Source organism: Streptomyces sp. AF1A, from assembly GCF_047340315.1.
In the GTDB taxonomy this organism is placed as follows: domain Bacteria; phylum Actinomycetota; class Actinomycetes; order Streptomycetales; family Streptomycetaceae; genus Streptomyces.
Window position 1 is genome coordinate 70334 of sequence record NZ_JBLEBI010000011.1, and the last position, 25421, is coordinate 95754.

General features: G+C 72.8%; 25 protein-coding genes. 13 read left to right on the plus strand and 12 right to left on the minus strand.

What is annotated here, in order from left to right; all coding sequences use genetic code 11:
• Window positions 1–32: 32 nt before the first annotated feature.
• Window positions 33–2411, minus strand: coding sequence for a glycoside hydrolase family 65 protein (locus ACLU3S_RS06055; protein WP_413950688.1), 2379 nt, complete (start codon window positions 2409–2411; stop codon window positions 33–35).
• On the minus strand, window positions 2408–3151 hold the full coding sequence (locus tag ACLU3S_RS06060; protein ID WP_413950689.1) for an HAD family hydrolase: 744 nt from the start codon (window positions 3149–3151) through the stop codon (window positions 2408–2410). Before ACLU3S_RS06060 ends, ACLU3S_RS06055 begins: the two co-directional genes overlap by 4 nt.
• Before the next feature lie 523 nt (window positions 3152–3674).
• Between ACLU3S_RS06060 and ACLU3S_RS06065 the strand changes: the two genes are divergently transcribed.
• From ACLU3S_RS06065 to ACLU3S_RS06090, 6 genes are all read left to right on the plus strand, one after another.
• Window positions 3675–4730 carry an alpha/beta fold hydrolase gene (locus ACLU3S_RS06065; protein ID WP_413950690.1) on the plus strand — a complete coding sequence of 352 codons (1056 nt, stop codon included), beginning with the start codon at window positions 3675–3677 and terminating at the stop codon, window positions 4728–4730.
• Window positions 4731–4758: 28 nt separating this feature from the next.
• On the plus strand, window positions 4759–5553 hold the full coding sequence (locus ACLU3S_RS06070; protein WP_413950691.1) for an SDR family NAD(P)-dependent oxidoreductase: 795 nt from the start codon (window positions 4759–4761) through the stop codon (window positions 5551–5553).
• 191 nt (window positions 5554–5744) lie between these two features.
• Window positions 5745–7490, plus strand: coding sequence for a TIGR03767 family metallophosphoesterase (locus tag ACLU3S_RS06075; RefSeq protein ID WP_413950692.1), 1746 nt, complete (start codon window positions 5745–5747; stop codon window positions 7488–7490).
• Window positions 7491–7698: 208 nt separating this feature from the next.
• Entirely contained in the window at window positions 7699–8091 is a 393-nt protein-coding gene (locus ACLU3S_RS06080) for a MarR family winged helix-turn-helix transcriptional regulator (protein WP_413950693.1), read from the plus strand.
• Window positions 8092–8216: 125 nt separating this feature from the next.
• On the plus strand, window positions 8217–10406 hold the full coding sequence (locus tag ACLU3S_RS06085; protein ID WP_413950713.1) for an MFS transporter: 2190 nt from the start codon (window positions 8217–8219) through the stop codon (window positions 10404–10406).
• Window positions 10407–10591: 185 nt separating this feature from the next.
• Window positions 10592–11272, plus strand: a complete 681-nt coding sequence (locus tag ACLU3S_RS06090; RefSeq protein WP_413950694.1) for an acetate uptake transporter — start codon at window positions 10592–10594, stop codon at window positions 11270–11272.
• 111 nt (window positions 11273–11383) lie between these two features.
• Here the strand turns inward: ACLU3S_RS06090 and ACLU3S_RS06095 are convergent, their stop codons facing one another.
• The gene (locus tag ACLU3S_RS06095; protein ID WP_413950695.1) at window positions 11384–12292 is read right to left on the minus strand and encodes a helix-turn-helix domain-containing protein; all 909 of its coding nucleotides are present in this window, start codon (window positions 12290–12292) and stop codon (window positions 11384–11386) included.
• A gap of 113 nt (window positions 12293–12405) precedes the next feature.
• Here ACLU3S_RS06095 and ACLU3S_RS06100 point away from each other — a divergent pair, with 113 nt between their 5' ends.
• The 3 genes from ACLU3S_RS06100 to ACLU3S_RS06110 all read left to right on the plus strand — a co-directional run bounded on the left by ACLU3S_RS06100 (window position 12406) and on the right by ACLU3S_RS06110 (window position 14807).
• Window positions 12406–12996: a non-oxidative hydroxyarylic acid decarboxylases subunit B gene (locus ACLU3S_RS06100; RefSeq protein WP_413950696.1), complete on the plus strand. Its 591-nt coding sequence runs from the start codon at window positions 12406–12408 to the stop codon at window positions 12994–12996.
• A gap of 99 nt (window positions 12997–13095) precedes the next feature.
• Entirely contained in the window at window positions 13096–14520 is a 1425-nt protein-coding gene (locus ACLU3S_RS06105; protein WP_413950697.1) for a non-oxidative hydroxyarylic acid decarboxylases subunit C, read from the plus strand.
• Between the two features lie 38 nt (window positions 14521–14558).
• Window positions 14559–14807, plus strand: coding sequence for a non-oxidative hydroxyarylic acid decarboxylases subunit D (locus ACLU3S_RS06110; RefSeq protein ID WP_413950698.1), 249 nt, complete (start codon window positions 14559–14561; stop codon window positions 14805–14807).
• 162 nt (window positions 14808–14969) lie between these two features.
• On the opposite strand, the gene ACLU3S_RS06115 is transcribed toward ACLU3S_RS06110, so the two are convergent.
• On the minus strand, window positions 14970–15536 hold the full coding sequence (locus ACLU3S_RS06115; protein WP_413950699.1) for a TetR family transcriptional regulator: 567 nt from the start codon (window positions 15534–15536) through the stop codon (window positions 14970–14972).
• Window positions 15537–15623: 87 nt separating this feature from the next.
• On the opposite strand from ACLU3S_RS06115, the gene ACLU3S_RS06120 reads away from it, so the two are divergent.
• The 3 genes from ACLU3S_RS06120 (at window position 15624) to ACLU3S_RS06130 (ending at window position 18045) form a co-directional block, all read left to right on the plus strand.
• Window positions 15624–16559, plus strand: coding sequence for an SDR family oxidoreductase (locus ACLU3S_RS06120; protein ID WP_413950700.1), 936 nt, complete (start codon window positions 15624–15626; stop codon window positions 16557–16559).
• Between the two features lie 74 nt (window positions 16560–16633).
• Window positions 16634–17032 carry an ACT domain-containing protein gene (locus ACLU3S_RS06125; RefSeq protein ID WP_413950701.1) on the plus strand — a complete coding sequence of 133 codons (399 nt, stop codon included), beginning with the start codon at window positions 16634–16636 and terminating at the stop codon, window positions 17030–17032.
• 212 nt (window positions 17033–17244) lie between these two features.
• Window positions 17245–18045: an SGNH/GDSL hydrolase family protein gene (locus ACLU3S_RS06130; RefSeq protein ID WP_413950702.1), complete on the plus strand. Its 801-nt coding sequence runs from the start codon at window positions 17245–17247 to the stop codon at window positions 18043–18045.
• A 33-nt stretch (window positions 18046–18078) separates the two neighbouring features.
• On the opposite strand, the gene ACLU3S_RS06135 is transcribed toward ACLU3S_RS06130, so the two are convergent.
• From ACLU3S_RS06135 to ACLU3S_RS06170, 8 genes are all read right to left on the minus strand, one after another.
• Complete coding sequence (locus ACLU3S_RS06135) at window positions 18079–18324, minus strand: hypothetical protein (RefSeq protein WP_413950703.1); 246 nt, start codon at window positions 18322–18324, stop codon at window positions 18079–18081.
• The gene (locus ACLU3S_RS06140) at window positions 18311–18568 is read right to left on the minus strand and encodes a DUF6400 family protein (protein WP_413950704.1); all 258 of its coding nucleotides are present in this window, start codon (window positions 18566–18568) and stop codon (window positions 18311–18313) included. The genes ACLU3S_RS06135 and ACLU3S_RS06140 overlap by 14 nt, the downstream gene beginning before the upstream one ends.
• Window positions 18569–18726: 158 nt before the next feature.
• On the minus strand, window positions 18727–18849 hold the full coding sequence (locus tag ACLU3S_RS06145) for a ribosomal protein bL36 (protein ID WP_413950705.1): 123 nt from the start codon (window positions 18847–18849) through the stop codon (window positions 18727–18729).
• Between the two features lie 52 nt (window positions 18850–18901).
• A complete protein-coding gene (gene rpmG / locus ACLU3S_RS06150; protein WP_413950706.1) occupies window positions 18902–19066 on the minus strand; it encodes a 50S ribosomal protein L33 in 165 nt (54 codons plus the stop codon).
• A 106-nt stretch (window positions 19067–19172) separates the two neighbouring features.
• Window positions 19173–20390 (minus strand): cytochrome P450, encoded by a 1218-nt coding sequence (locus ACLU3S_RS06155; protein ID WP_413950707.1) that lies wholly within the window; start codon window positions 20388–20390, stop codon window positions 19173–19175.
• 143 nt (window positions 20391–20533) lie between these two features.
• Entirely contained in the window at window positions 20534–22366 is a 1833-nt protein-coding gene (locus ACLU3S_RS06160) for a GMC family oxidoreductase N-terminal domain-containing protein (protein ID WP_413950708.1), read from the minus strand.
• Window positions 22363–23796 carry a hypothetical protein gene (locus ACLU3S_RS06165; RefSeq protein ID WP_413950709.1) on the minus strand — a complete coding sequence of 478 codons (1434 nt, stop codon included), beginning with the start codon at window positions 23794–23796 and terminating at the stop codon, window positions 22363–22365. The genes ACLU3S_RS06160 and ACLU3S_RS06165 overlap by 4 nt, the downstream gene beginning before the upstream one ends.
• On the minus strand, window positions 23793–24479 hold the full coding sequence (locus tag ACLU3S_RS06170; RefSeq protein WP_413950710.1) for a FadR/GntR family transcriptional regulator: 687 nt from the start codon (window positions 24477–24479) through the stop codon (window positions 23793–23795). The genes ACLU3S_RS06165 and ACLU3S_RS06170 overlap by 4 nt, the downstream gene beginning before the upstream one ends.
• A gap of 261 nt (window positions 24480–24740) precedes the next feature.
• Between ACLU3S_RS06170 and ACLU3S_RS06175 the strand changes: the two genes are divergently transcribed.
• Complete coding sequence (locus ACLU3S_RS06175) at window positions 24741–25301, plus strand: DUF2243 domain-containing protein (protein WP_413950711.1); 561 nt, start codon at window positions 24741–24743, stop codon at window positions 25299–25301.
• The last annotated feature ends 120 nt before the right edge of the window (window positions 25302–25421 follow it).

Genomic DNA, 25421 nt, shown 5'->3' on the forward strand with positions numbered 1-25421 from the left:
CCGGCCGGAGGGCGCTGCGGGTGTCCGTCCGTTCAGGACTCCTCCTCGCTGGGCAGGCCCGCCGGACGGCGGCCCCGGGGCTGCTGCGGTTCCGGGCGCACGGGCGGGGGCGGCACCCGGCGCTCGACGGGCGTGTCCGCGGACACGGTCACGGGTTCGCCGTAGTGCAGCATTTTCAGCGGTTCGCCCTCCACCAGCCGGTAGCGCACGTGTTTCTGGCCGATGTCCACCTTCAGCCGGCGTCCACGCACGAGCACCGTGAACGACAGCCTGGACAGCGCTTCGGGCAGGCGCGGCTGGAAGCCCACAAGGTCCTGTCTGCCCTCGTCACCGAGGTACCGGCGCAGGCCTCCGAAACCGACGACGACGGCGATCCACGTCCCGGCGAGCGAGGCGATGTGCAGCCCGTCCCGGGTGTTGTGCTCCAGGTCGTCCAGGTCCATCAGGGCGGCCTCGGTGAGATAGGCGTAGGCCAGCCGCAGGTGTCCGGTCTCGGCGGCGAGCACCGCCTGGACACATGCCGAGAGGGAGGAGTCCCGCACCGTCAGCGCCTCGTAATAGGCGAAGTTGCGCGCCTTCTGCTCGTCGGTGAACGCGAACGGGCACTCCATCATCGCCAGCACCACGTCGGCCTGCTTGACCACTTGCTTCCGGTACAGGTCGAAGTAGGGGTAGTGCAGCAGGAGCGGATAGTGCTCCGGTGGGGTGGCCTCGAAGTCCCAGTGCTGGAAGTCCGTGAAACCGGCGGACTGTTCGTGGACCCCGAGGGTCTCGTTGTACGGCATCGCCATGCGGGCGGCGGCGTCGCGCCAGACGGCCGCCTCCTCGTCGTCGACGTTCAGTTCGGCGGCGCGGTCGGGATAGCGCGTGGCCAGCTCGGCCGCGGCGACCAGGTTCCGGCGGGCCATCAGGTTGGTGTAGAGGTTGTCGCGGGCGATCGCGCTGTATTCGTCGGGTCCCGTGACCCCGTCGATGTGGAAGACGCCGTCCGGGTCGTGGTGGCCGAGGGAGCGCCACAGCCGGGCGGTGTGCACGAGGAGGTCCAGGCCCTCGCCCCGCTCGAAGTCCTCGTCCCCGGTCATGCCGACGTAGCGGACGGCGGCCATGGCGATGTCGGCGTTGATGTGGAAGGCGGCGGTGCCCGCCGGCCAGTAGGCCGAGCACTCGGCGCCGTCGATCGTCCGCCAGGGGAACACCGCTCCTGCCAGCCCGAGTTGATGCGCGCGTTCACGCGCGGCCGGGAGGGTGCAGTGCCGCCATCTGAGCGCCGAGGCGACGGTCTCCGGGGCGGTGAACGTCAGGACCGGCAGGACGTAGGACTCGGTGTCCCAGAAGCAGTGCCCGTCGTAGCCGGTTCCGGTCAGTCCCTTCGCGGGAATCGCCCGGTTCTCGCCGCGGGCCGCCGCCTGGAGCACATGGAAGAGCGCGAACCGCACCGCCTGCTGGATCTGCGCGTCGCCCTCCACCTCGACGTCCGCGCAGTCCCAGAACCGGTCCAGGTAGGCGCGCTGCGCGGCGACGAGCCCGTCCCAGCCGGTGCTCACCGCGACCGCCACGGCCCCGTCCACCTGATCGTGCACGGCGGGCAGCGACCGCTCCCCCGACCAGCCGTAGGCCACGAACTTCACCAGGCGCAGCCGCTGCCCGGGGGCCAGCTCCGCGGTGACGGTCAGCCGGGCGACGTCGGGCTCGCTCTGCGAGGCCCAGCGGGTGCTCCCGGGCCCCTCGACGAGATGGTCGGCGGCCGCTCCCACCCGCAGTCTGCTGCGGTCGGTGCAGTGGACGAGCCTGAGGCGGGTGTCCTGCGCGAAGTGCTCCTCCGTGATCAGTGGGGACTCGGTGGCCGCGGCGACCCGCGGGTCGCCCTCGAAGTGGGGCAGCTGCTCGTTGGCGACGAGTTCGGACTGCACGGCGACCGAGACGGGTTCGTCGAGCGGCTCGACCTCGTACACCACCGCGGCCACCGCGCGCTGGGTGAAGGACACGAGCCGCCGCGAGGTGATCCGCACGGTGCGGCCGCTGGGCGTGGTCCACCGCGCCGTGCGGCTGAGCACCCCGGAGCGGAAGTCCAGGGCCCGCTCGTGCTCCAGCAGCCGGCCGTAGCGCAGATCGCACGGGTGGTCGTCGACGAGCAGCCGGATGACCTTGCCGTCGGTGACGTTGATCATCGTCTGGCCGGACTCGGGGTACCCGTAGCCCGCTTCCGCGTAGGGCAGCGGATGCCGCTCGTGGACGCCGTTGAGGTAGGCGCCGGGCAGCCCGTGGGGCTCCCCCTCGTCGAGGTTCCCGCGCCACCCGATGTGCCCGTTGGACAGGGCGAAGACCGATTCGCTCTGGGCGAGCACCTCCAGGTTCAGCTCGGTCTCGCGCAGGCACCACGGCTCGACCGTGAAGCTGGGATGAGTGATCACCGCGACTCCAGAAGTTCGGCCAGGTCGCGGACGACCACGTCCGCCCCGTGCGCCCGCAACTGCTCCGCCTGGCCGACCCGGTCGACGCCGACGACGAGACCGAACCGTCCGCCCCGCCCCGCCTCGACACCGGCCAGGGCGTCCTCGAACACGGCGGCCCGGTCCGGCTCGATCCCGAGGTCGCGGGCGGCTTCGAGATAGGTGTCCGGCGCGGGCTTGCCGCGCAGGCCGCGCTCGCGCGTCACGAGCCCGTCGATCCGCACGTCGAACTGGTCCTCGATGCCGGCCGCGATCAGGACGTCCCGGCAGTTCGCGCTGGACGACACCACCGCGCAGCGCAGGCCGGCCTCCCTGACCGCGTGCACGAAGCGGACCGAGCCCTCGTAGGGCTCCACCCCCTCCTCGCGGATCTTGCGCAGCACGAGGTTGTTCTTCCGGGTGCCCAGCCCGTACACGGTCTCGGCGTCCGGCGGGTCGTCCGGCGATCCATCGGGCAGCTGCACACCGCGTGACGCGAGAAACGTGCGGACCCCGTCCTCGCGGGGACGGCCGTCCACGTACTCGTCGTAGTCCTCGACCGCGTCGAAGGGCACGAACTCGGTCCCCTCGCGGGTCGCGCGCTCGCGGAGATAGCCGTCGAACATCTCCTTCCAGGCGGCCGCGTGCACCTTCGCGGTCTGGGTGAGCACTCCGTCGAGGTCGAACAGGCAGGCACGAATGTGAGCAGGAAGCCCCAGCATGGCGTCGAGGCTAGGGGGCGATCGCGGCCTGCGGCGGGCGGAACCCATTCCGGCGCGCCGGAGGACACCCGCTCGGTGGAGGCGACGACGACGGCAGCGACAGCGGACGGCGCCCCGGCTCGGCTCGTTCGCGGTCGTGCCCGCACGCTGCGGTGTGCCCCGCCTCGCGCGGGAAGGTGGTCCGCCCGGGTGCGGCCCCGGTGAGAGGAGCCCGGGTGACAGCGGCAGCGGGCGGCGATGGGGACACGGGCGCCCGTCAGGCCACCGGGTACGAGCCGGATCCGCGGCGGTGGCGGGTCCTGCGGGGCAATCCCGGTGGCCGGCTGCGCGGGCTACGGAGCGGCGCCCGGCATCCGTCACGAAGCCGGGCGCCGTGGCGGGCGCTGTGCTGCCGTTGGCGGGCTCCCGCCCGGGCAGGCAGGATGGGCAGCGATGTACACCGCGGGGGCTCGCGGCCGTGACACGTGTGGCACGGCGGGGCCGGGGGCGGCCTGTCGGCATGTCCACCCACAGGACGGTTCTCGTGATCGACAGGCGGACCTTCGGCAAGGCGCTCGGCGCGGGCGCCGTCGGGACGGCGGCTGCGCTGTCCGGCCGGCTCCCCTCGGCGGCCGTTTCGGAACCGGCGGCGCCGCCCGGTGACCGAACGGGTCCCGCGGGCGGGCGAGGGGGCGAACACACCTTTCTCGGCCCGCTGAAGCAGGTCAGGGCGGGCGAGCTGAGCATCGGCTACGCGGAGGCCGGCCCGGCCGCCGGCCCGGTGGCCGTCCTGCTGCACGGGTGGCCGTACGACATCCACAGCTACGTCGACGTCGCGCCGCTGCTGGCCGCTCGGGGATATCGGGTCGTCGTCCCCTACCTGCGGGGTTACGGCACCACGCGGTTCCTGTCGCACAAGACGTTCCGCAACGCCCAACAGACCGTGTTCGCCCTGGACATCGTCGCGATGATGGACGCCCTGCACATCGAGAAGGCACTGCTCGGCGGCTTCGACTGGGGAGCGCGGACGGCCGACATCGTCGCGGTGCTCCGGCCCGAGCGCTGCAGGGCCCTGGTCTCCGTCAGCGGCTACCTCATCACCAACCGGGAGAAGAACGAGCAGCCGCTGCCGCCGGCGGCCGAGTGGGCGTGGTGGTACCAGTACTACTTCGCCACCGCGCGGGGCAAGTCGGGCCTGCGCGAACACCGGCACGACTTCGCGAAACTGATATGGCACAACGCCTCTCCGACCTGGCACTTCGACGACGCCACCTTCGACCGGACCGCCGCGGCCTTCGACAATCCCGACTACGTCGGCATCGTGATCCACAACTACCGCTGGCGGCTCGGCCTCGCCGCGGGCGATCCCCGCTACGACGGCACCGAGGACAGGCTCGCCGCCGGGCCGGCCATCGCCGTGCCCACGGTCACGCTCGACGGCGCCCTGGATCCCTTCGTCCCGGCGGGCGGCGGGGCCGCGTACCGGGCCAGGTTCACGGGGCCGTACGCCCACCGCACGCTGAAGGGCGTCGGGCACAACGTGCCGCAGGAGGCTCCGCAGCAGTTCGCCCAGGCGGTGCTGCAAGCCGACCGTCTCTGACCCTCCCACGAAGGGACCTGGCCCGCCCATGCACATCGACCTGACAGGACGCACCGCACTCGTGACCGGCTCCACGCAGGGCATCGGGGCCGCCATCGCCCTCGCCCTGGCCCGGGCCGGGGCCCGCGTGGGGGTCAACGGCCGCGACGAGCGACGGGTGGCCGACAGCGTCACGTCGCTGGCCGGTCAGGCACCCGGCGCCGACCTGGTGCCCGTGGCCGCCGACGTCTCCAGCGAGGAGGGCGCGGCCAGGGTGACGGACCTGCTGCCCCAGGTGGACATCCTCGTCAACAACCTCGGAGTCTTCGGTACCGCCGACCCGTTGGAGATCACCGACGCGGAGTGGCGGCGCTATTTCGAGGTGAACGTCCTCGCCGCCGTACGGCTCACCCGGCTGTACCTGCCGGGCATGACCGAGCGCGGCTGGGGGCGGATCCAGTACGTCGCCAGCGACTCGGCGGTCGTCATCCCCGCGGAGATGATCCACTACGGGATGTCGAAGACCGCGCTGCTCGCGGTGAGCCGCGGATTCGCCAAGAAGGCGGCGGGCACCGGCGTGACGGTGAACTCCGTGATCGCCGGGCCCACGCACACCGGTGGCGTCGAGGACTTCGTGTACGAACTCGTCGACCGGGACCTGCCCTGGGAGGAGGCGCAGCGCAGGTTCATGCGCGAGTACCGGCCGCAGTCCCTGCTCCAGCGGCTGATCGACCCGGAGGAGATCGCCCACATGGTCGTCTACCTCAGCTCCGTCCAGGCGTCGGCCACGACCGGCGGAGCCCTGCGGGTCGACGGCGGCTACATCGACTCGATCCTTCCCTGAGCCGCACCGGGCGTCCGGCGCCCGGCTCGTCAGCCCTCGCCTTCCTTCCCGCGTGACCCACGCGTTCGCTCTGTTTCCGTCAAGTTTCCCCCCGCGCCCTGGACACCTGTCTACCCGTCAGTAAGGTAACCGCGGGCGGGCGCGCCCGGTCCGGGCCAGGCGCCCAAGTGGCGTCTGTGTCAGGGGGATTGATGAGCGGGACGAGTCGTCGCCGGTTCCTGTCGGGTGTGTCCGCCGCCGTGGCGGCAGCGGCCGTGTGGCCGTTGCTGACACCGGGGCGGGCGAGGGCACTGGACCGGGCGCTCGCGGCCAGTGCCGCGCGTGCGGTGCGGATCGACGGGACCACCCTGGAACAGGTGGCGACCCCGCTCGGCGACGGGGCGTACAAGCGGCTGACGGCGGGACCGGGCTGGCCGCTGGTGGTCCGCGCGGAGCTGGCCGGCGCCGCGAGCGGGCGGGACGACCGGCGGACGGGGCTCACCTCCTTCGTGCAGTTCACGGATCTGCACCTGACGGACACCGAGTCGCCCGTGCGGTTCGAGTATCTGGCGCGGTACATCGACAGCGCGCACCGGCCGCACGAGGCGCTGACCGTACGGGGCGCCTCGTCGCTCGTCGAACGCGTCAACCAGGTACGCCAAGGCCCGTACACGGGGCTTCCGTTCGGCTTCGTGATGGCCACCGGCGACAACACGGACAACCACGAGCGGATCGAACTCGACTGGTATCTGACCGTCATGAGCGGCGGCCGGGTCAGTCCGAACAGCGGTGCCCTCGATCGCTACGAGGGGGTCCAGAACTCCGGCAGCGCGCAGTACTGGAATCCCGAATCCGCGTTCCAGGACGCGTACAAGGCCAAGGGGCTGCCGCAGATCCCCGGATTCCTCGGCGGCGCCATCCGCCCGTTCGACGCGCCCGGCCTGAGCGTGCCGTGGTACACCACCGTCGGCAACCACGACGACAGCATCGAAGGCAGCCTGCCCGACCTGGGTCTGCTGAACGACCTCTACACCGGCTCGCGCAAGCTGGAGGGCTGCGACGACGCCACCGCGGCGCGGCTGGCCGACGCGGTGCTCCACGACCCCGGGCAGGCCGTGCTCCTGCTGAGCGAACTGCTCGTCGGCGGCGGCGCGATCCGCACGGTCACGCCCGACGAGCGCCGTCACCCGTTCACCCCGGCCGAGTTCGCGAAGGCGCACCTGAATCCCGCGTACACCGGCGCCGGTCCGGCCGGCCACGGCTTCACCGCGGACGCGGCCGGCAGCGGGCGCCTGTACTACACCTTCGACCTCGCCCCCGGCGTCCTCGGCGTCAGTCTCGACACCACCAACCGGGCGGGCTTCGCCGACGGTTCCCTCGGCACGGCACAGCTGACCTGGCTGGAGTCGGTGCTCAGGGCGCACAGCGGGCACTGGTACGACACCGACGGCCACGTGGTGCGCGGCGGTTCCGACAGCCGTCTCGTGGTCGTCTTCAGCCATCACACCAGCGGCACCATGGGCAACCTGCTGCCCGACCCGTACCGCCCGTTCGAAGGGCGCCACGGCGGCGCCGAACTGGTGACGCTGCTCCAGCGCTTCCCCAACGTCGTGGCCTGGGTCAACGGCCACACGCACGCCAACCAGATCATCCCGCACGGCCACAGCGTCCCCGAACGCGCCTTCTGGGAGATCAACACGGCCTCCCACGTGGACTACCCGCACCACGCACGGATCATCGAGATCGCGGACAACCGGGACGGCACCCTGTCGCTGTTCACCACGCTCGTCGAGTCGGCCGCCCCCTACCGGACCGACTTCGCCGACACCTCGGACCCCGGCCTGGCCGCCCTGTACCGCGAACTCGCCTACAACGACCCCTATGCCACCCCGGCCGCGCGCATCGGCTCCGCGGCCGATCACAACACCGAACTCCTGCTGGCGAAACCGTCCGCCTGACGGAAGGGAGCCGCAGGCCCGGGCACGACAGGCAGGCCACGGACAGGCCGGACACTTCTTACGAAGATTTTCATAGGCCTGCTATATAGGCGAGTGATACTTAAAGAGTGTGGATCACTCTCACCGAGATGCGGACGCCCGGCAGACCGCACGATCGCTCGCGGAGACGGCGGCTGCCGTGATCAGGGTCGTGACGGACCGCCGGGGCATGAGCTTCACCGCGGCCTCCACCCTGGCCCGGCTCGAACGCGAGGGCCCCCTGCGGCTCACTGCCCTGGCGGCGGCGGAGGGCGTGACCCAGCCGTCGATGACCCAGCTGGCCCAACGGCTGGAACGACAGGGCCTGGTCACGCGGCTCAGCGACGACATCGACGCGCGAGTGACCCTCGTCGCCATCAGCGACGCCGGCCGGGAGGTGCTCGCCGAGCGCCGGCGGGCCCGGGACGCCCGCCTGACCGATCTGGTGGCCGCTTTGCCGCACGAGGACCAGCGGGCGCTGGGCGAGGCGATGAGAACCGTCCTTCCGCTGGTGCAGCGCATGCTCATGGCCGGCACGGAGCCGGCCCCCCTTCCCGAACGGCGAGACACCGGGAGCACGTGATGACGACCAGGGAGACCGAACCCATACCCGGTGCCGCCGCTGTCGCGCAGCACCGCCGCCGTGGCTGGGTCGACGCCGACCACCCCCGCTACAAGTGGATCGCGCTGACCAACACGACGGTGGGCATGCTCCTGGCCACCATCAACAGCTCGATCGTGCTGATCTCGCTGCCGGGCATCTTCACCGGCATCCGCCTCGACCCGCTGCAGCCGGCGAACGTGAGCTATCTGCTGTGGATGCTGATGGGCTACATGCTCGTCACCGCGGTGCTGGTCGTCGCGCTCGGCCGGCTCGGCGACATGATGGGCAGGGTCCGCATCTACAACGCGGGCTTCCTGATCTTCACGCTCACCTCGGTGATCCTGTCGCTGGACCCCTTCCGCGGCGGCAGCGGGGCGCTGTGGCTGATCGGCTGGCGCATCGTGCAGGCCGTGGGCGGTTCGATGCTGATGGCCAACTCCGCGGCGATCCTCACCGACGCCTTCCCGGCCCGGCAGCGGGGCATGGCGCTGGGCGTCAACATGGTGGCGGGCATCGCCGGCTCGTTCCTCGGCCTGGTGCTCGGCGGCGTGCTCGTCACCTGGAACTGGCGCTCCATCTTCTGGGTCAACGTCCCCATCGGCCTGATCGGCACGGTGTGGGGATACAAGTCCCTGCACGAGACCGGCGTCCGCAAGCCGGGACGCATGGACTGGTGGGGCAACATCACCTTCGCCGTCGGCCTGACCGCACTGCTCGCGGGGATCACCTACGGCATCCAGCCCTACGGCGGTCACACCATGGGCTGGACCAACCCGTGGGTGCTGGCGGGTCTGGTCGGCGGAGCCTTGATGCTCGGGGCGTTCTGCGTCGTGGAGATGAAGGTCGCCGAACCGATGTTCCCGCTGAGGCTGTTCCGCAACGCGGCCTTCGCCGGGGGCAACGCCGCCACCCTGCTGGGCGCCATCGCGCGCGGCGGACTGCAGTTCATGCTCATCATCTGGCTCCAGGGCATCTGGCTGCCGCTGCACGGCTACGACTACGCCGACACCCCGCTGTGGGCCGGCATCTACATGCTTCCGCTGACCGTGGGCTTCCTGTTCGCCGGGCCCCTGTCCGGGGCGCTGTCCGACAAGTTCGGCGCGCGGCTGTTCGCCGCCTCCGGGTTCCTGGTGATGGCGGTCTCGTTCGCCGGACTGCTCGTCCTGCCCAGCGACTTCTCCTACTGGGTGTTCGCCGGCCTGATCTTCCTCAACGGCCTGGGCGGCGGTCTGTTCGCGGCTCCGAACACGGCGATCATCATGTCGAACGTGCCGGCCGACGCCCGCGGCGCCGCCTCCGGCATGCGGGCCACCTTCCAGAACGCCGGCATGGTGCTCTCCATGGGCGTGTTCTTCTCGCTCATGGTCGCCGGACTCGCCGGAAGCCTGCCCCACACCCTCACGTCGGGTCTGACGGCCCAGGGTGTCCCGGCGGGGCCCGCCCACACGGTGGCGCAGCTGCCACCGGTGGGCGTCCTGTTCGCCGCCTTCCTCGGGTACAACCCCATCCAGCACCTGCTCGGCCCGAGCATCCTCGGGCACCTCTCACCGGCCGCCGCCGCTCATCTCACGGGACGCGAGTTCTTCCCGCACCTGATCTCGCAGCCGTTCCACGACGGTCTGGTCGTGGTGTTCTCCCTGGCCATCGCCATGTCCCTGGCCGCCGCGCTCGCTTCGCTGATCCGCGGCCGCGGCGCCGAAGCGGTCACCGCGCCCGGGTCGTCGGCGCCCTCACCGGCGAAGGCGGCTCCGGCAGCCGCCGAGGGCCCCGCGGCCGCACCGGCCGCCGGGGAGCTGCGCGGCCGGGTGCGCGACAGCGCCGGGCGGCCCATCGCCCACGCGGTCCTCACCCTCGTCGACCGCTCCGGCCGGCAACGGGCTCGCGCCAGGACCGGCGAGGACGGCAGTTACACGCTCACGGCGGATCCCTCCTCGTGCACCCTGGTCGTCTCGGCCGAGGGTCACCACCCCAGAGCCGTGCAGGTCACCTCGGGCACGGAACCGGCCGTCCCGGACGTCACGCTCGCCGGCCTGGGCCACGTCCAGGGGACCGTACGCCATCGGCACACCGGGCTGCCCGTTCCCGAGGCGCGCGTCACCCTGCTGAGCGCATCGGGCGAGGTGGTGGGCTCGGCAGTGACGATCGAGGACGGCACCTACACGCTGCAGAACGTGGCCCCCGGCGCCTACACCGTTGTCGCCTCCGGCCATGCGCCGGTCGTCGCGGACGTGACGTTGAGGGAGGGAGAGGCCCGCCAGGCGGATCTCCACGTGGGCCACCACGACGTCGGCTGAAGGACGTCCGTCCTGTGCGGCCAACGGAGTGACGGTGGCGGAAAAAGGGTACTTATGGGGTAAAAGGTGCGGCTGATGACCGGGCCACTCCGGTGCCGCCCGCAGGTTCCCCTGGGGCGGTGGCGCGGGCGCCGGCCGGGGACCGGCTGATCCCGGTTCCGCCTTCGTCCGAAGGGATTCCGGCCATGACTGACGAAACGAGCGGTTCTCGGCCCGCGCGGGAAGGCGCGGCGGATCCGCGGCCGGCCACCTGGGGCGATCCGGCTCCGCTGGGGCTCGCGGGCTTCGCCATGACCACCCTGCTGCTGTCGATCGTCAACACCAACCTCCTCCAGGAGACCGCCGCGATCCTCCCGGTGCTGACACTGGCCCTGTTCTACGGCGGCCTGGCCCAGTTCGCCGCCGGGCTGTTCGAGTTCCGCCGGGGGAACACCTTCGGCGCGACGACGTTCGTCTCGTACGGAGCGTTCTGGCTGTCCTACTGGTGGCTGGTGCCGCGCCTGCAGCTCGCGGGCGGCTCGCACAACGCGCTGGGCCTCTTCCTGCTCGCCTGGTGCATCTTCACCGCCTACATGGCCGTCGCCGCACTGCGGGTGAGCCTCGCCGTCCTGGCCGTACTCGTCCTGCTCACGCTGACCTACCTCTTCCTGGCCATCGGAGCCTTCCAGACCGGAATGCCGCCCCACGTCATGACGGAGGTCGGCGGCTGGTTCGGCATCGCCACCGGTCTCGCGGCCTGGTACGCCTCGGCGGCCGCCGTCATCAACGACACGCACAAGCGCCAGTTGCTTCCGGTCGGATTGCTCCATGCCGACGAGAGCGCGCGTCGCGAGAGCGTGGGCCGGGAGGAGCAGCCGCCTGTCTGACGAGCGCGGCCGATGCGCCGGCGGGCGCCGCGTCCGGACCTACGGCGTGCGCCAGGCGCCGTGGGGCCGGGCGCCGGCCGACAGCGGCAGAGCGCCGGGGCAGGTGCGGCGTCACCCGGTGCTGCCGCGAGCGCGGGCCCGGAATGCGGCCGGTGTCTCGTGGGTCCGGCGGCGGAAGAAGCGGGTGAAGACGGTCGGGTCGGGGAAGCCGAGGCGGTCGCCGATGGCGGCGGTCGGCAGGTCGGTGTGCCACAGCAGCCGCCGAGCCTCGAGCAGGACCCGGTCGTCGATGAAGGCCTTGGCTCCGGTGCCCACGGCGGAGCGGGTGGCCCGGGTCAGGGTCCGGACGCTGTAGCCGAGGGTGTGGGCGTAGTCCTCGACCTGGTGGGTCCGGGTGAAGTCGCGCTCGACGGCACGCTGGAAGCGCCGGAAGGCCTCGTTGCCGCTCACGGTGGTCGCGCGGGCTCCCTGGCCGTGGGCCAGCCGCAGCACGAGGACCGACAGCAGATGTCGTACGACGTCGATCTGGACCTCGAGCGGCAGGTCGGCCGCCCGGCGGTACTCGCTGCGCAGCAGGTCGAGCACGCCGTCGAGCGCGGTCGCGTCCGCGTCCGTCGGGGTGAGCGGTGCGCGCCAGACGGGCTGGTCGACCCGTGCGGCCTCCACCGTGGCGGGGGTGAGGAATCCGCGGGTGAACAGCACCAGGACGCCGTCGGCGGCGGCGAGGTCGGAGTCGTACTGATGGACCTGGCCCGGCCGCACCCAGAGCCAGTCCCCTGCGGTGAGTTCGTGCGCGCTGAAGTCGAGCGAGCAGCGCAGGGTGCCGCCGCGGACAGCGATGAGTTCGTGGAAGGCGGGGCGCTTGGCCGTGTACGGATCGAGGCCGTGGCCGTGGGCGCGGGCGGGCAGGGCCGCGAGGTCGAGCACCTCCGCGCCGGGGGGCGCGCCGGCGGCGGCGCGGTAGGGAACGGCGGCGACCTCGGTTCGCTCGGCGGGGCGCGGGTGTCCGTTTCTGTCCATGGTCTGTCCTCAGGGTACGCCGGTGGCCCCGCGTATCGCGCGTAGCGTCGAGAGCGCGGTGACCGAAAGAGTCTCCCGCCGCTGTGCCGGACGGACCGAAGGAGCCGAATCCCGTGCGACTGATCGTGGGCATGACCGGAGCGACGGGTGCCGTGTTCGGCGTCCGGCTGCTGGAGAACCTGGCCGCGCTGCCGGAGGTGGAGACGCACCTGGTGCTCAGCCGCTGGGCGCGGACCACCATCGAGCTCGAGACCGGGCTGGCCGTCTCCGAGGTCACGGCCCTGGCCGATGTCACCCATGCGCCGGAGGACCAGGGCGCGGCGATCTCGTCGGGCTCGTTCCGGACGGACGGGATGGTCGTCGTGCCGTGCTCGATGAAGACCCTCGCCGGTATTCGCGCGGGGTATGCCGACGGGCTGGTGGGGCGGGCCGCGGACGTGGTGCTCAAGGAGCGGCGCCGGCTGGTGCTGGTGCCGCGCGAGACGCCGCTGAGCGAGATCCACCTGGAGAACATGCTCGAACTCGCCCGTAAGGGCGTGCAGTTGGTGCCGCCCATGCCCGCGTTCTACAACCATCCGCAGTCGGTGGACGACATCGTCGACCACGTGGTGGCGCGCGTGCTGGACCAGTTCGACCTGCCCGCGCCCGCGGCCCGGCGCTGGGAGGGCATGCGCGCGGCGCGCGCCCTGCGCCCGGCCGGCTGAGCCGTCGCGGCGGCTCGCGGCCTCCTCACCCGTTGCGGCTCGCCGGGCCCCTTTCGACGGTCGGCCCGGCGCCTTTGATCCCTTCCGAAAGGACTTTCCATGCCGTACGACGACCTGCGCGGATTCCTGGACGCGCTCGACAAGGAGGGGCAGCTCCTCCGCGTCACGGAGGAGGTGCTGCCGGAGCCGGACATCGCCGCGGCGGCGAACGCCGCTCCGCGTCTGGGCGATGCGGCGCCCGCGCTCTTCTTCGACAACGTCAAGGGCTTCACGAACGCGCGCATCGCCATGAACGTCCACGGTTCCTGGGCCAACCACGCGCTGGCGCTCGGCCTGCCGAAGGAGACCGGGGCCAAGGAGCAGGTGGCGGAGTTCATCCGCCGCTGGGAGGCGTTCCCGGTCGAGCCCGAGTGGCGGGAGGACCCGCCGTGGGCGCGGAACACGCTCGAGGGCGACGAGGCCGACGTGTTCCGCGTGCTGCCGCTGATCCGGCTCAACGACGGCGACGGCGGTTTCTACATCGACAAGGCCGCGGTGGTCTCGAAGGATCCGGACGACCCGGAGCACAGCGGCAAGCAGAACGTCGGCATCTACCGGATCGAGGTCAAGGGGCGCCGCCGGCTGGCGATCCAGCCGGTGCCGGTGCACGACATCGCCCTGCACCTGCGCACCGCCGAGGAGCGGGGCGAGGATCTGCCCGTCGCCATCGCCCTCGGGAACGACCCGGTGGTCACGATCGCCGCGTCGACTCCGATGAAGTACGAGGAGAACGAGTACGGGCTGGCCGGCGCGCTGCGCGGAGCGCCCGCCCCCATCGCGAAGGCGCCCCTGACCGGGCTGCCCGTGCCGTGGGGCAGCGAGGTGGTCGTCGAGGGCGTCATCGAGGGCCGCACGCGGGAGGTCGAGGGGCCGTTCGGCGAGTTCACGGGCCACTACTCGGGCGGGCGCAGCATGCCGGTCATCCGTGTCGACCGGATCTCGTACCGTACCGACCCGGTCTTCGAGCACCTCTACCTGGGCATGCCGTGGACGGAGTGCGACTATCTCATGGCCGCGAACACCTGTGCGCCGCTTTACCAGCAGCTGAAGGCGGACTTCCCGGAGGTGCAGGCGGTCAACGCGTCCTACACGCACGGCCTGGTCGTCATCGTCTCGACGAAGAAGCGCTACGGCGGCTTCGCGAAGGCGGTGGGGCTGCGGGTGCTGACGACGCCGCACGGAATGGGGTACGCGACCACGGTGATCGTCGTGGACGAGGATGTCGATCCGTTCAACCTGCCGCAGGTGATGTGGGCGCTGTCGACGAAGATGAACCCGGCCGGGGACCTGATCACCATCCCCAATCTGCCGGTCGTCGAACTCGCACCGCAGGCGCGCACCCCGGGCATCGTCGACAAGCTCGTCATCGACGCCACGACGCCCGTCGCGCCCGACCGCCGCGGCACCTACGGCAACCAGGTGCGCGACCTGCCCGAGACGGCCGGGTGGCTCGCCCGGCTGCAGGCACTCGCCGCCCGCCGCTGACCGCCCGCCTCCCCGACTTCGCGATCAGGAGACCCGAGATGCCCGATCCCACGAGCACCGTCTGCCCGCGCTGCGCGTACGCAGAGCTGGAACACGTCCACTCCTCCCCCGTCCCCGGTGTCTGGGACGTGCTGCAGTGCGGGCGGTGCCTGTACATGTGGCGCACCAGCGAGCCCGCTCGCCGTACCCGGCGCGAGGACTATCCCGAGAGCTTCCGGCTCTCGGAGCAGGACATGGCGAACGCCGGCGAGGTGCCGACGATCCCGCCGCTGCGCCGCGGGCACTGACGCGTCCGCCGCAGGCCGCGCACGGGGCCGGGACCGCCGCTTTCCCGTGGCGGGTCCCGGCCCGACGGTGTTTCCGGGAGCTCCGCCTGCACGCTGCTGCGCGTGTGCAGTGGGGCGACCGCCGTCTGCCCTGGTCGACGCGGACGGCGAGCCCGTACCGTACTAGCCCCCCGTGGCCACGGCCTTGAGCTGCTGGAGCGAGTCGCGCATCAGCTGCGGCAGCGGGCGCTCCTCGCCCGCGGCGATCCAGCGTTCGAAGGCGACCTTGAAGACGGCGACGCCTGCCTCGGCGGTGAGGCTCGCGGCCGGTTCCGCGACGCCGCGCCCGCGCAGGGTGCCGGCGAGGGCCGCCGCCATCGAGGCGAGCTTGATCAGCTCGCGCTCGCGCAGCTCCGCGGTCGCCGCGATCACCGCGTGCCGCTTCCGGGCGAACTCGCGCCGGTCGGCGAACACCGCGCAGACCGCGTCGAGGCCCTCCGCCAGCGCGTCCATGGGCGCGGCGGACGGCGGGGCGCCGGCGACCGTTTCGACGAACAGTTGCTCCAGTTCGGCGGAGCCGGCGAACAGCACCTCCCGCTTGTCGGCGTAGTGCCGGAAGAAGGTCCGCTCCGTGAGCCCGGCCCGTTTGGCGATCTCGGCCACGGTGGTCTGCTCGAACCCGCGCTCTCCGTACAGCTCCAACGCCGCTTCCGCCAGGCGCCCGCGCGCGTTCGGCTCCCATCTGCCCATGCGGGGCATCCTACGCGATGACAGTGACTGACATCGGATGCTAGGGTCGATGACAGTCACTGACATCAAGAGTCTGGGGGCTCTCCCATGCGCATCTTCGTGACCGGCGCGTCCGGCTGGATCGGCTCCGCCCTCGTCCCGGAACTCCTCGACGCGGGCCATCAGGTGGCCGGCCTGGCCCGCTCCGACGCCTCCGCCGCCGCGCTCACCGCGGCCGGCGCGGAGGTCGTCCGCGGCACCGTCGACGACCTGGACACCCTGCGGTCCGCTGCCGCGGCCGCGGACGGGGTGATCCACCTGGCCTTCAAGCACGACGTCGCCTTCTCCGGCGGCTTCCAAAACGCGGCCGAGGCCGACCGCAGGGCCGTCGACGCACTCATCGACACACTGGCCGGGACCGACCGTCCCTTCGTCCTCGCCTCCGGGCTCGCCGGTCTGGCGCCGGGGCGGGTGGCGACGGAGAAGGACATGCCCGCGATCAGCGGCGGCTCGCCGGTGCTGATCCGTTCCATCACCGCGCAGGCGGTGCTCGACTCGGCCTCCCGCGGTGTGCGGTCGTCCGTGGTGCGGCTGTCTCCCACCTGCCACGGCGACGGCGACAACGGCTTCATCGCCGCCCTGGTCTCCGTCGCGAGGGCCGCCGGTGTCTCCGGCCATCCCGGCGACGGCGCCAACCGGTGGCCGGCCGTCCACCGCCTCGACGCGGCGCGGCTGTTCCGCCTCGCGGTGGAGAAGGCTCCCGCGGGATCCGTGCTCCACGGCGCCGCCGAGGAGGGTGTCGCCCTGCGGGACATCGCCGCAGTGATCGGCCGCCACCTGGGGGTGCCGGTGGTCTCCGTCGCCGCCGACGCCGCGCCGGAGCACTTCGGCTGGCTGAGCGCCTTCATCGGCATCGACGTCCCCGCGTCCAGCGACCTCACCCGCGCACTGGTCGGCTGGCAGCCGACCGGCCCCGGCCTCCTCGCCGACCTGGACGAGGGCCACTACTTCCGCACCTCCGCCACCGGCACCGCCACCGGCTGACGGCCGTGCCGGCGCCGCGACCGTGACCCGGAAGGTGTGGGCCCACAGGCCGAACGGCACGTACCGTGGGGTGTGTGACGGGCGAGACCGATCTGCGCAGACTGCTCGGCGGCATGCGACCGGAGCTGAATCCGGGCCGCTACGTCTTCACCACCACCGAAGGCGGCGTGCCCTCCGGCGTCACCCCCCTGGTCACGGTGACCGAGCCGGAGGGCCTCACCGTCGTGGCGCCGCAGGCCGAGGCGGACGCGGCGGGGATGGCGTACGACTACGTGGCCGGCTGGATCACCCTGCGCGTCCACTCCGCGCTGGAGGCGGTCGGGCTCACCGCCGCGGTCGCCCGGGCCCTCGCGGACGCGGGCCTGAGCTGCAACATCGTGGCCGGGTTCCACCACGACCACCTCTTCGTTCCGTACGAGGATGCCCAGCGGGCGCTGCGGATCCTCCGGGAACTGTCGGAGAGCGCTGCCTGAGGGTCCTCGGGGCCACGGCGGGATACGGCCGGACGGGTGACGGCTCATCGGGTGAACTCCGCCACCGCGTACGGCATGCCGCCGCGTCCCCGAGGCCGGGCGATGTGCCCCGCGGGACAGGGCACATCGGTGGCTGCATCGGCGCGGCTGCTTGTCAACAGCGCTGAGAAGCACGACGGGTGGGAGCGGCGGGCCCGCGATACACGAGAGGTATGAGACGGTTCCGATCCTGTGCGTCCGCCCTCCTCCTCGCGGCCGCCTGCATCCTCGCCGGTCCCGCGACGGCTCCGGCGGCTCCGAGAGCGGCAGCCATGGAGTACGTGGCTCTCGGTGACTCCTACTCGGCCGGTGTCGGAGCCGGCAACTACCTCACCTCCGGTGCCGACTGCCTGCGCAGCAGCCGGTCCTACCCCGCCCTGTGGGCCGCGACGCACGCGTCGTCGTTCACCTTCGCCGCCTGCAACGGCGCAAAGACCGGGGACGTCCTGGAGAACCAGCTCGGGCCGCTGAGCGCCCGCACCAACCTGGTGAGCATCACCGTCGGCGGCAGCGACGCCGGCTACGCCAAGGTCATGGCGACCTGCGTCCTGCCCGGCACCACCGCGTGCCTCTCGGCCATCACCAGCGCGCGCTCGTACATCGACGGGACCCTGCCGGGCAACCTCGACCGGCTCTACTCGGCCATCCGGAGCAAGGCACCGGCCGCCCGTGTCGTGGTGCTCGGCTACCCCCACTTCTACCAGCTCGTGGGCAGCTGCTCGGGCGGCCTCCAGGACTCGGAGCGGGCCGCGCTGAACGCGGCCATCGACCGCCTCAACAGCGTGATCGCCGCCCGCGCCACCGGCCACGGCTTCGCCTTCGCCGACGCCCGGACCGTCTTCACCGGGCACGAGATCTGTTCCGCCGACCCCTGGCTGCGCAGCGTCGACTGGTTCGACCTCTCGGCGTCGTACCACCCCACGGCATCGGGGCAGTCGCTCGGCTATCTCCCGCTGTTCAGCGGCGCGGCCTGAGTCCGCTCGGTGCGGTCGCCCGGGCACCCGTCGTCAGTCACCAATGCCGGGGGGACGGCGGGTGCGGGTGGCGCCGAAATGCGTCTCGTGGTCCCAGACGTGGGTGCAGGACGGGCACTGCAGGTGCAGCAGGCTGCCGGTGTTCGACAGCAGATAGCGCCAGTGCCGCCGGCACCTGCGCCCCGCTTCGCAGGTGGGGCATCCGCGGTGGTCCGCGCAGTTCGGGCAGGTCACCCAGGCGCGCCGGCCGATGTCCGCCTGCGGATCAAGGGGTAGCACGGTCGTCCCCGCGCGGCGGGAGTACGCCGGCCGCGACCAGCTCGTCGTAGATGCGCTGCTGGTCCTCGTCGAGGCCGGAGTAGAGCCGGTCGTAGGCCTCCTCCTCGTCGCGCAGCGCCTTGACGGGGTCCCATTCGGGGCCGACGGCGTCCATGACGTGGGCGCGCCGGAGCATTTCGTGGCCGGTGAGGTCGACGGAGAAGTCGACCGGCTCGGTCGGACGGTCGGGGTCATGCGGGGCCATACGACCGAACGTAGGTATGCCTTCCCCTGCACGGCAAGCCCGGGTGGGGGACGTCACAGCAGGTCGCGGCCGCGCGTCGGGGCCGGGGAGCGTGGACAGCGGTCGGCCCGGCGCCGCTGACCGCGGGGCCGGGCCGACCGCAGGGGTGCTGGCCCCCGTCAGCCCTGACGGGCCTTGAAGCGGGGGTTCTTCTTGTTGACGACGAAGGTCACGCCGCGCCGCCGGACCACCTGCGCGCCCGGCATGGACTTCAGCGCGCGCAGGGATTTGCGCACCTTCACAGTGCTCTCCTTCTGGTCGTGCCGGCCGCCCGTCGCACGGGCGGTGCCGGTGTTACCGCTCCTCGCGGAAGAGGACGTGCTCCCCGGCCACCGGGTCGTACTTGCGCAGGACGAGCCGGTCGGGGTCGTTGAGACGGCTCTTGCGCGTCACGTACGTGACGCCGGTCCCGGCCGTCGACCTCAGCCTGACGACGGGACGCGCGGTGCTGCGTGCCATGAGTTCCCTTTCCGCCCGGCCACCGAGCCCCCCTCGCTCGTCAGTGTTCCGGGCATGCCAATCACAGCCTGTCCAACCCCGCCCGCGGCCCGGATATTCCGGAGGGTCACCAGCGCACGGGCACCGCGCGCAGGCCGCCCACGAGCAGGCCCTCCACGGGCGGCAGCTCCTCCACCGGTACCGCCAGGCGGAGGGTGGGGAGCCTGCGCAGCAGGACCTCCAGGGCCACCTGGAGTTCGGTGCGGGCGAGCGCCTGGCCCAGGCAGGCGTGCGGACCGGCACCGAAGGTCAGGTGCGGGTTCGGCGAGCGGGAGAGCACCATCTCGTCGGGGTCGGCGAAGACGCGGTCGTCCCGGTTGGCGGCCTGCACGGCGCACACGACGGTGGTGCCGCCGGGCAGCAGTTCCCCGCCGACCTCGATGTCCTCGGTGAGATACCGGCGGATGCCGAAGCCGGCGTTGGCGTCGCAGCGCAGGGCCTCCTCGACCGCCGTGCGCACCAGCGACCGGTCGGCGAGCAGCAGCTGCCACCGGGTGCGGTCGGCGAGGAGCATGGCCACCATCTTGCCGATCATGTTCGCGGTGGTCTCGTGCCCGGCGACCAGCAGGCCCATGGCCGTGGCGACCAGTTCGGTGCCGGTCAGTCCCCCGCCCTCCCCGTCGCTCTCCCGGATCAGCATGCCGATCAGGTCGTCACCGGGTGCGGGGCGGACGGCCTCGATGTGCGCGGACATGTACGCGAGGAACTCCGCCTGCGCCGCCGCGCTCTCCGCGGCGCAGTAGCGGGTGACGTTGAGGAACGCGTCGGACCAGCGGGAGAAGCGGTCCCGGTCGTGAGCGGGGACGCCGAGGATGTCGCAGATGACGAGGACGGGCAGCGGGAAGCCGAGATCCGCCCTGATGTCCCCGGGCTGTCCGCGTCCGGCCATGGTCTCCACCAGGGCCTCGGCCGTGCCGGTCATGCCGGGGCGGAGCGCGTTCATGCGTTTCAGGGTGAAGTACTTGACCACCTGCCGCCGCCACCGCTGGTGCGGCTCGCCCTTGGCCGGGAGTGTCAGCGCGCCGTCGCCGTCGGCGGCGGGTCCGCCCGCGCCTGTCGGGGCGATCCGGGCGGCGCCGTCCTGCGGGGTGGGGCGGGAGAAGCGCGGGTCGGCCAGGACGGTCCTGACGTCGTCGTAGCGGGTGAGAAGCCTGGCCCGGTCGCCGCTGGGGAGTTCGACGGTGGCCGCCGGGCACCCGCGGCGCAGCCGCTCCCATGCCGCGGGCGGTTCCAGAGGGTTCTCGCCGGCCATGGGCAGGCGCAGCAGCTGCTCGTTCTCGGCCATCGGGCGTCTCCCGTGGGGGTGGAGTCGGTCTGCCTCGGCGTGCGAGCGTCGCACCTGCACGCTACTCGCGTGGCGCGTCCTGCGCAGCGAGCGGGTGCGCGGCCGGGGACGGGCACAGAGCGCTCGACGGTGTGGCGCACGGCTCAGCCGCCGAGGTGTGCCTCCGCGACGGCCAGGGCCGCGGCCATGATGCTCAGCTGCGGGTTGACCTGCGGGCAGCTGGGCAGCACCGAGGCGTCCGCGATCAGCACGCCGTGCACTCCGCGCAGCCGGCCCAGCGGGTCGGCGGGGCAGCGCTGATCGCTGGAGCCGGCCGCGACGGTGCCGGTGGGGTGGTAGGCCGACAGATGGAGCTGTCGCGCACTCGTGGACGCGAGGACGGTGTCCAGCTCGGGGAGGGTGCGCACGCGCGGGGTGCCGGGGATGCCGGTGAGCACTTCCTCGGCGCCGGCCGCGAACAGCAGCTCGCCCAGGGCGCGGACGGCCCGCAGCAGGCGGCCCGCGTCGCGGCGGTCCAGGTCGTAGCGGATCAGTGTGCGGTCGTGGCCGATGACCCGGCCGGAGGGGCGGTCGGCGATCATCGCGCCGAGCGTGGCGAGCCGGTCGGCGCCCTCCAGCTCGCGGCGCAGCTCGCCCCCCAGTCCGGGCAGGATGAAGGAGCCCATGCCCGGCGGGGTGGCGGTTGCTTCGATGAGGATTCCCGCGTCGTGGTGCGCTTCCACGCCGACGCTCTGCAGCACGCCCTTCCACGCGGTGACCGGTTCGGCGAAGCGTCCGGCGACGCTGGTGGCCGGGTGGACGCTGAGGTTGCGGCCGAGGCGGGGGTGCCGGCCGAGGCCGGAGCGGCGCAGCAGTGGCGGGGACTGCAGCGCGCCCGCCGCGACGACGATCAGCGGCGCGAGGATTTCCAGCGCGCCCTCCTCCCGGTGCACGCGCACGCCCGCGGCCCGTGGGCCTGCGGGCCGGTCCGGGTCGACGAGGATGCGCTCGACCCGTGCCCCGGTGACGATGCGGGCCCCGGCCGCGCAGGCGTCCGGCAGCACGGAGAGCTGCACGCTCTGTTTGGCGCCGGTGGGGCAGCCGACCACGCACTGGCAGGAGCCCCGGCACCCGGGCGCGTTGCGGCGCAGGGGCGCGGCCTCCCAGCCGAGCTCACGGGCGCCGGCCAGCGCGATCAGGCCGTTGTTGCCGAGCACGTCGACGGGTTGGGTGGCCACCCGCAGGGTGCGCTCGGCCTCGTCCAGGTGCCGGTCGAGGCCGTCGGCGAGCGAGAAGCCGAACTGCTGGGCCCAGCGGGCGAGGACGCGGCCCGGAGTGCGGTAGCAGGTACCGGAGTTGACGACCGTGGTGCCGCCGACGGCCCGGCCCACCGGCAGCAGCAGCGGCGGGTTGCCCACGGCGACCGTCGCTCCGCCGTCCCGGTACAGCTCGGTGAACCGGTCCAGGGGCGCGCGCCGGCCGAACGACTCGGTGGAGTGGTGCCTGCCTTCTTCGAGGACGACGACGTCGAGTCCCGCCCGGGCCAGCGTCCGCGCCGCCATCGCTCCGCCCGCGCCGGAGCCGACGACCACGGCGTCGGCGGTGGAGCGAGCGGGCCAGGCGGACGCTGGTGTCAGGTCCAGTGGGGGGTCCTGTGGCGCGCGGCCGGTCGGCGCGGGACCCTCGTGCAGCATCCGCTCCGTCCCGGCCGCGAGGAGGACGGGCACCTTGAGCACGTCCAGGAGCGGCTGCAGGGCGGGGCGCGCGGCCAGCGCCCGCAGGACGGATTCCCGCTCGGGCGGGGTGAGTGCGTCCAGGGTGCGTCCGGTGCGCGCCAGCGCGTAGGCGTCCACTGTGCGCGCGGCCGCGCGCAGGCCGGCGCGGGCGGTGAAGGGCATCGTGGTGAGGACCGTCTCGAGCCGGGCGGGGACGCGGCGGGGCCAGTCGGCGGTCGCGTCGTCGGCGATGAGGGCGGACACGAGGCCGGCGAGCGTCATCGGGTGCCCACCTCCGCGTGGGCCGTGCCGTCCAGCGTCCACTCCGCCTCGGTGCGCCAGCCGCCGAACCACCACCGCTCCAACAGGACGAGTGCGTCGGCGCGTTCGCTGTTGCGGCAGGTCGCGTGCCGGCCGTCGGGATCGGTGTAGTCCAGGGCGAGGGTGCGCTCCGGCGGCTGGGTGACCTCGACCCGGATACGGCGCAGGCCCGCGCGGCCGGTGACGGTCCACGTGGGCAGGGCGATGCCGGCGCGGAAGCGCCCGGCACCGGCCCAGCCGACGGCCGACCGCTCGGGGCGGCGCGGCCAGCCGCGGCCGTGCCGGCGCAGCCGGAGGAAGACCAGCGGGGGAAGGCTGCGCAGGACCGGGCGCATGGACACGGCCGCGACGACCTCCAGCACGTCTCCGCCGCCGAGGTCGGCGTGCAGCCAGGCCCAGCGGCGGGCGTTGCCGTGGCCGTAGATCCGGGCGGAGGCGCCGGGGGCGCCGGTGAGCGTCAGTGTCGTGCCGTCATGGGCGAAGGTGCCGTCGTAGTGGGCCCGGGCCGCGGGGAGCATCTGCGCGGCCGGCAGCAGGGGCCGGCGCCAGGACCAGCGGGGGAATGTGAACAGCGGGCCGTCCGCGGGCCGTTCGACGAGGTCCCAGCGCAGGGCGCCGTCCTCGGCGGACCCGGTCAGGCGTCCGGGCCGGACCGTGACCCCGTCGGCGCCGAAGCCGGGCTCCCCGGGGGCCCACGGGGCCGGGCCGAAGCGGGCGTGCCGCACGGGTCCGTCCTTGGGGAACACCGCGGCCCAGCCGTGCGCGTACGGCTCCGAGCCGTCGTCCGGCGCGGTCAGTTCGTGGTGCAGCCACAGCCCGCTGCCGGTGTCCGGGTCGGTGAGGGTGGTGTACCAGACCTCGGTGCGGCCCGGCTCGCCGTGCCAGCGCGGCGCGAGGTACGCCCCGGCCTCCTCCCGGCGCGGGAAGCGGAAACTGGCCAAAAACGGCAGGAGTTGGCTGCCGAGCGGGAAGCGGAGGGTGCCGGTGCCGATGCGTGCGGAGTCCTCGTAGAGGGTGTACGGCAGTACGGTCATCGAGGCCACGGGCCTGCGCGGCGTGATGGACTTCCAGCCGTCGAGCGTGAGCCGGCGGCCGTCCGCGGTGAAGGTGACGCGGTAGCGGATGCGGCGGCGCGCGAGCGGCGAGATCTCCAACTCGCCCTCCGCACGCGGGTCGTCGGCCCAGCCGAAGATGCGGAGGCGGCCGGTGGCGCTGGCCCGGGTGGTGCCGAGGGGCCGCAGCAGCCGGTCCGCCGCGACGGTCAGATCGAGGCGGACGCGACGCGTGCGGTCCTCGTCGTCGAGGGTGAGCGTGCCGAGCATCGTCTCGCGAAAGCGGGTGCCGCGGGTGGGAGAGCCGGCGGCCGTGCGGGAGGTCGGGCCGACCCTCATGAGAGACCCTCCAGCATGATCCGTTCGGTCTCCGTCAGGTACCGCTCGGCCGCACGCCGGGCGCCGGCCCCGTCGCCTTCCGCGACCGCCTCGGCCACCGGCTCCAGACGCCGGCGGGCCACCGCGGCATCCTCGAACGGCCCCCTGAGGGCCGCGCGCACCGGCAGGTACGCGTTGAAGAGGGTGTTGGTCAGCAGGAGGTAGACCCGGTTGCCGGTGGCGCGGGCCAGGGCGCGGTGGACCTCGACGTCCGCGAGCTGCACGGCGTCGGCGTCCTCCGCCTCCCCGACGGCCGTCACCAGGGCGCGCAGCTCGGCCCGTTGCCGTTCGGTCGCCCGGACGGCGGCGCGTTCGGCGATCAACGCGCCGATGTGGCGCCGCACTTCGAAGACCTCGCCGATCCAGTCGGGGCTGTGGCGTACGAGCATGGGCAGCAGATCGGCGCCGCCCAGGCGCAGCCAGTCGCGGACGCGGGTGCCGACGCCGTGCCGGGTCTCCAGCAGTCCGGCCTGCGTCAGCCGTCCGAACGCGTGCTTGAGGGTGGTGCGGGTGACGCCGTAGCCGTCGGCCAGTGCACGCTCCGGCGGCAGGTAGCTGCCGGCCGGGTGGCGTCCTGCGAGGATGTCCTCGCGCAGACGGTTCTCCAGGACATCGACGATGGTTTCGCGGGACAGTGCCTCCACGCCGTTCCTCCCCAGTGGATCAGTGGATGAGCCACTCAACCAATACGGGCCCGCAGAGTCAATGCCCCTGACGGCCGATCACGTCGTCCGTGCGCCGGATCGCCGCACGAAGTCGGCCAATCGGCGCAAGGCCCGGCAGCGGCGCGGTCGGGGAGCTGGTACCCCGGAGGAGGTACGGCTGCGGCACGCATGGGGGTTCGATCGCCGAGACCTTTCGTGCGGGCACGCCGCCACAGTACGACGGGAGGGAGACACACGGCGATGGCAACCACGGTGGAGGGGGCGGGGGCCGACGTGGCACCGGCAGGCCTTCGGCTGCCGGGCGTCGTACTGGGAGTCGGCCTGGGCGGATTCCTCGACGGCATTCTGCTCCACCAGCTCCTGCAGTGGCACCACATGCTGACCAGCACCGACCACGACCACATCGGGGTGAGGTACTACGACCCCCACACGGTGTCGGGCCTGGAGATGAACACGGTGTGGGACGGGATCTTCCACGTGGTGTGCTGGCTCGCGATCCTGATCGGCCTGGCCGTCCTGTACTCCCGCGTCACGCGCGACCGGCGCCGCGTGTGGACGTCCCGGGTGCTGTGGGGCTGGATCCTGGCGGGCTGGGGCCTCTTCAACCTCGTGGAAGGCGTCCTGGACCACCACATCCTGGGCATCCACCATGTGCGCGGAGGTCCGCACCAGCTCTGGTGGGACCTCGGCTTCCTCGCTCTCGGCGTCCTGCTGCTGGCCGGCGGCCTGCTGCTGCAGCGCAGCGGACGGCCCTTCGACCCCGAGGCCCCCGCCGGGCAGGCGGCGGGAGACGCCCGGTGAACCCCGACATGCCCCCCATGGGCCACGGCTCGGGCGGCGGCCCCCTGGAGGTCCTGCCGCCCGCGCTCGCGACGGTGGCCTGCGCCGCCGGCTATCTCCTCCTGGCGCACCGCGCCCGCC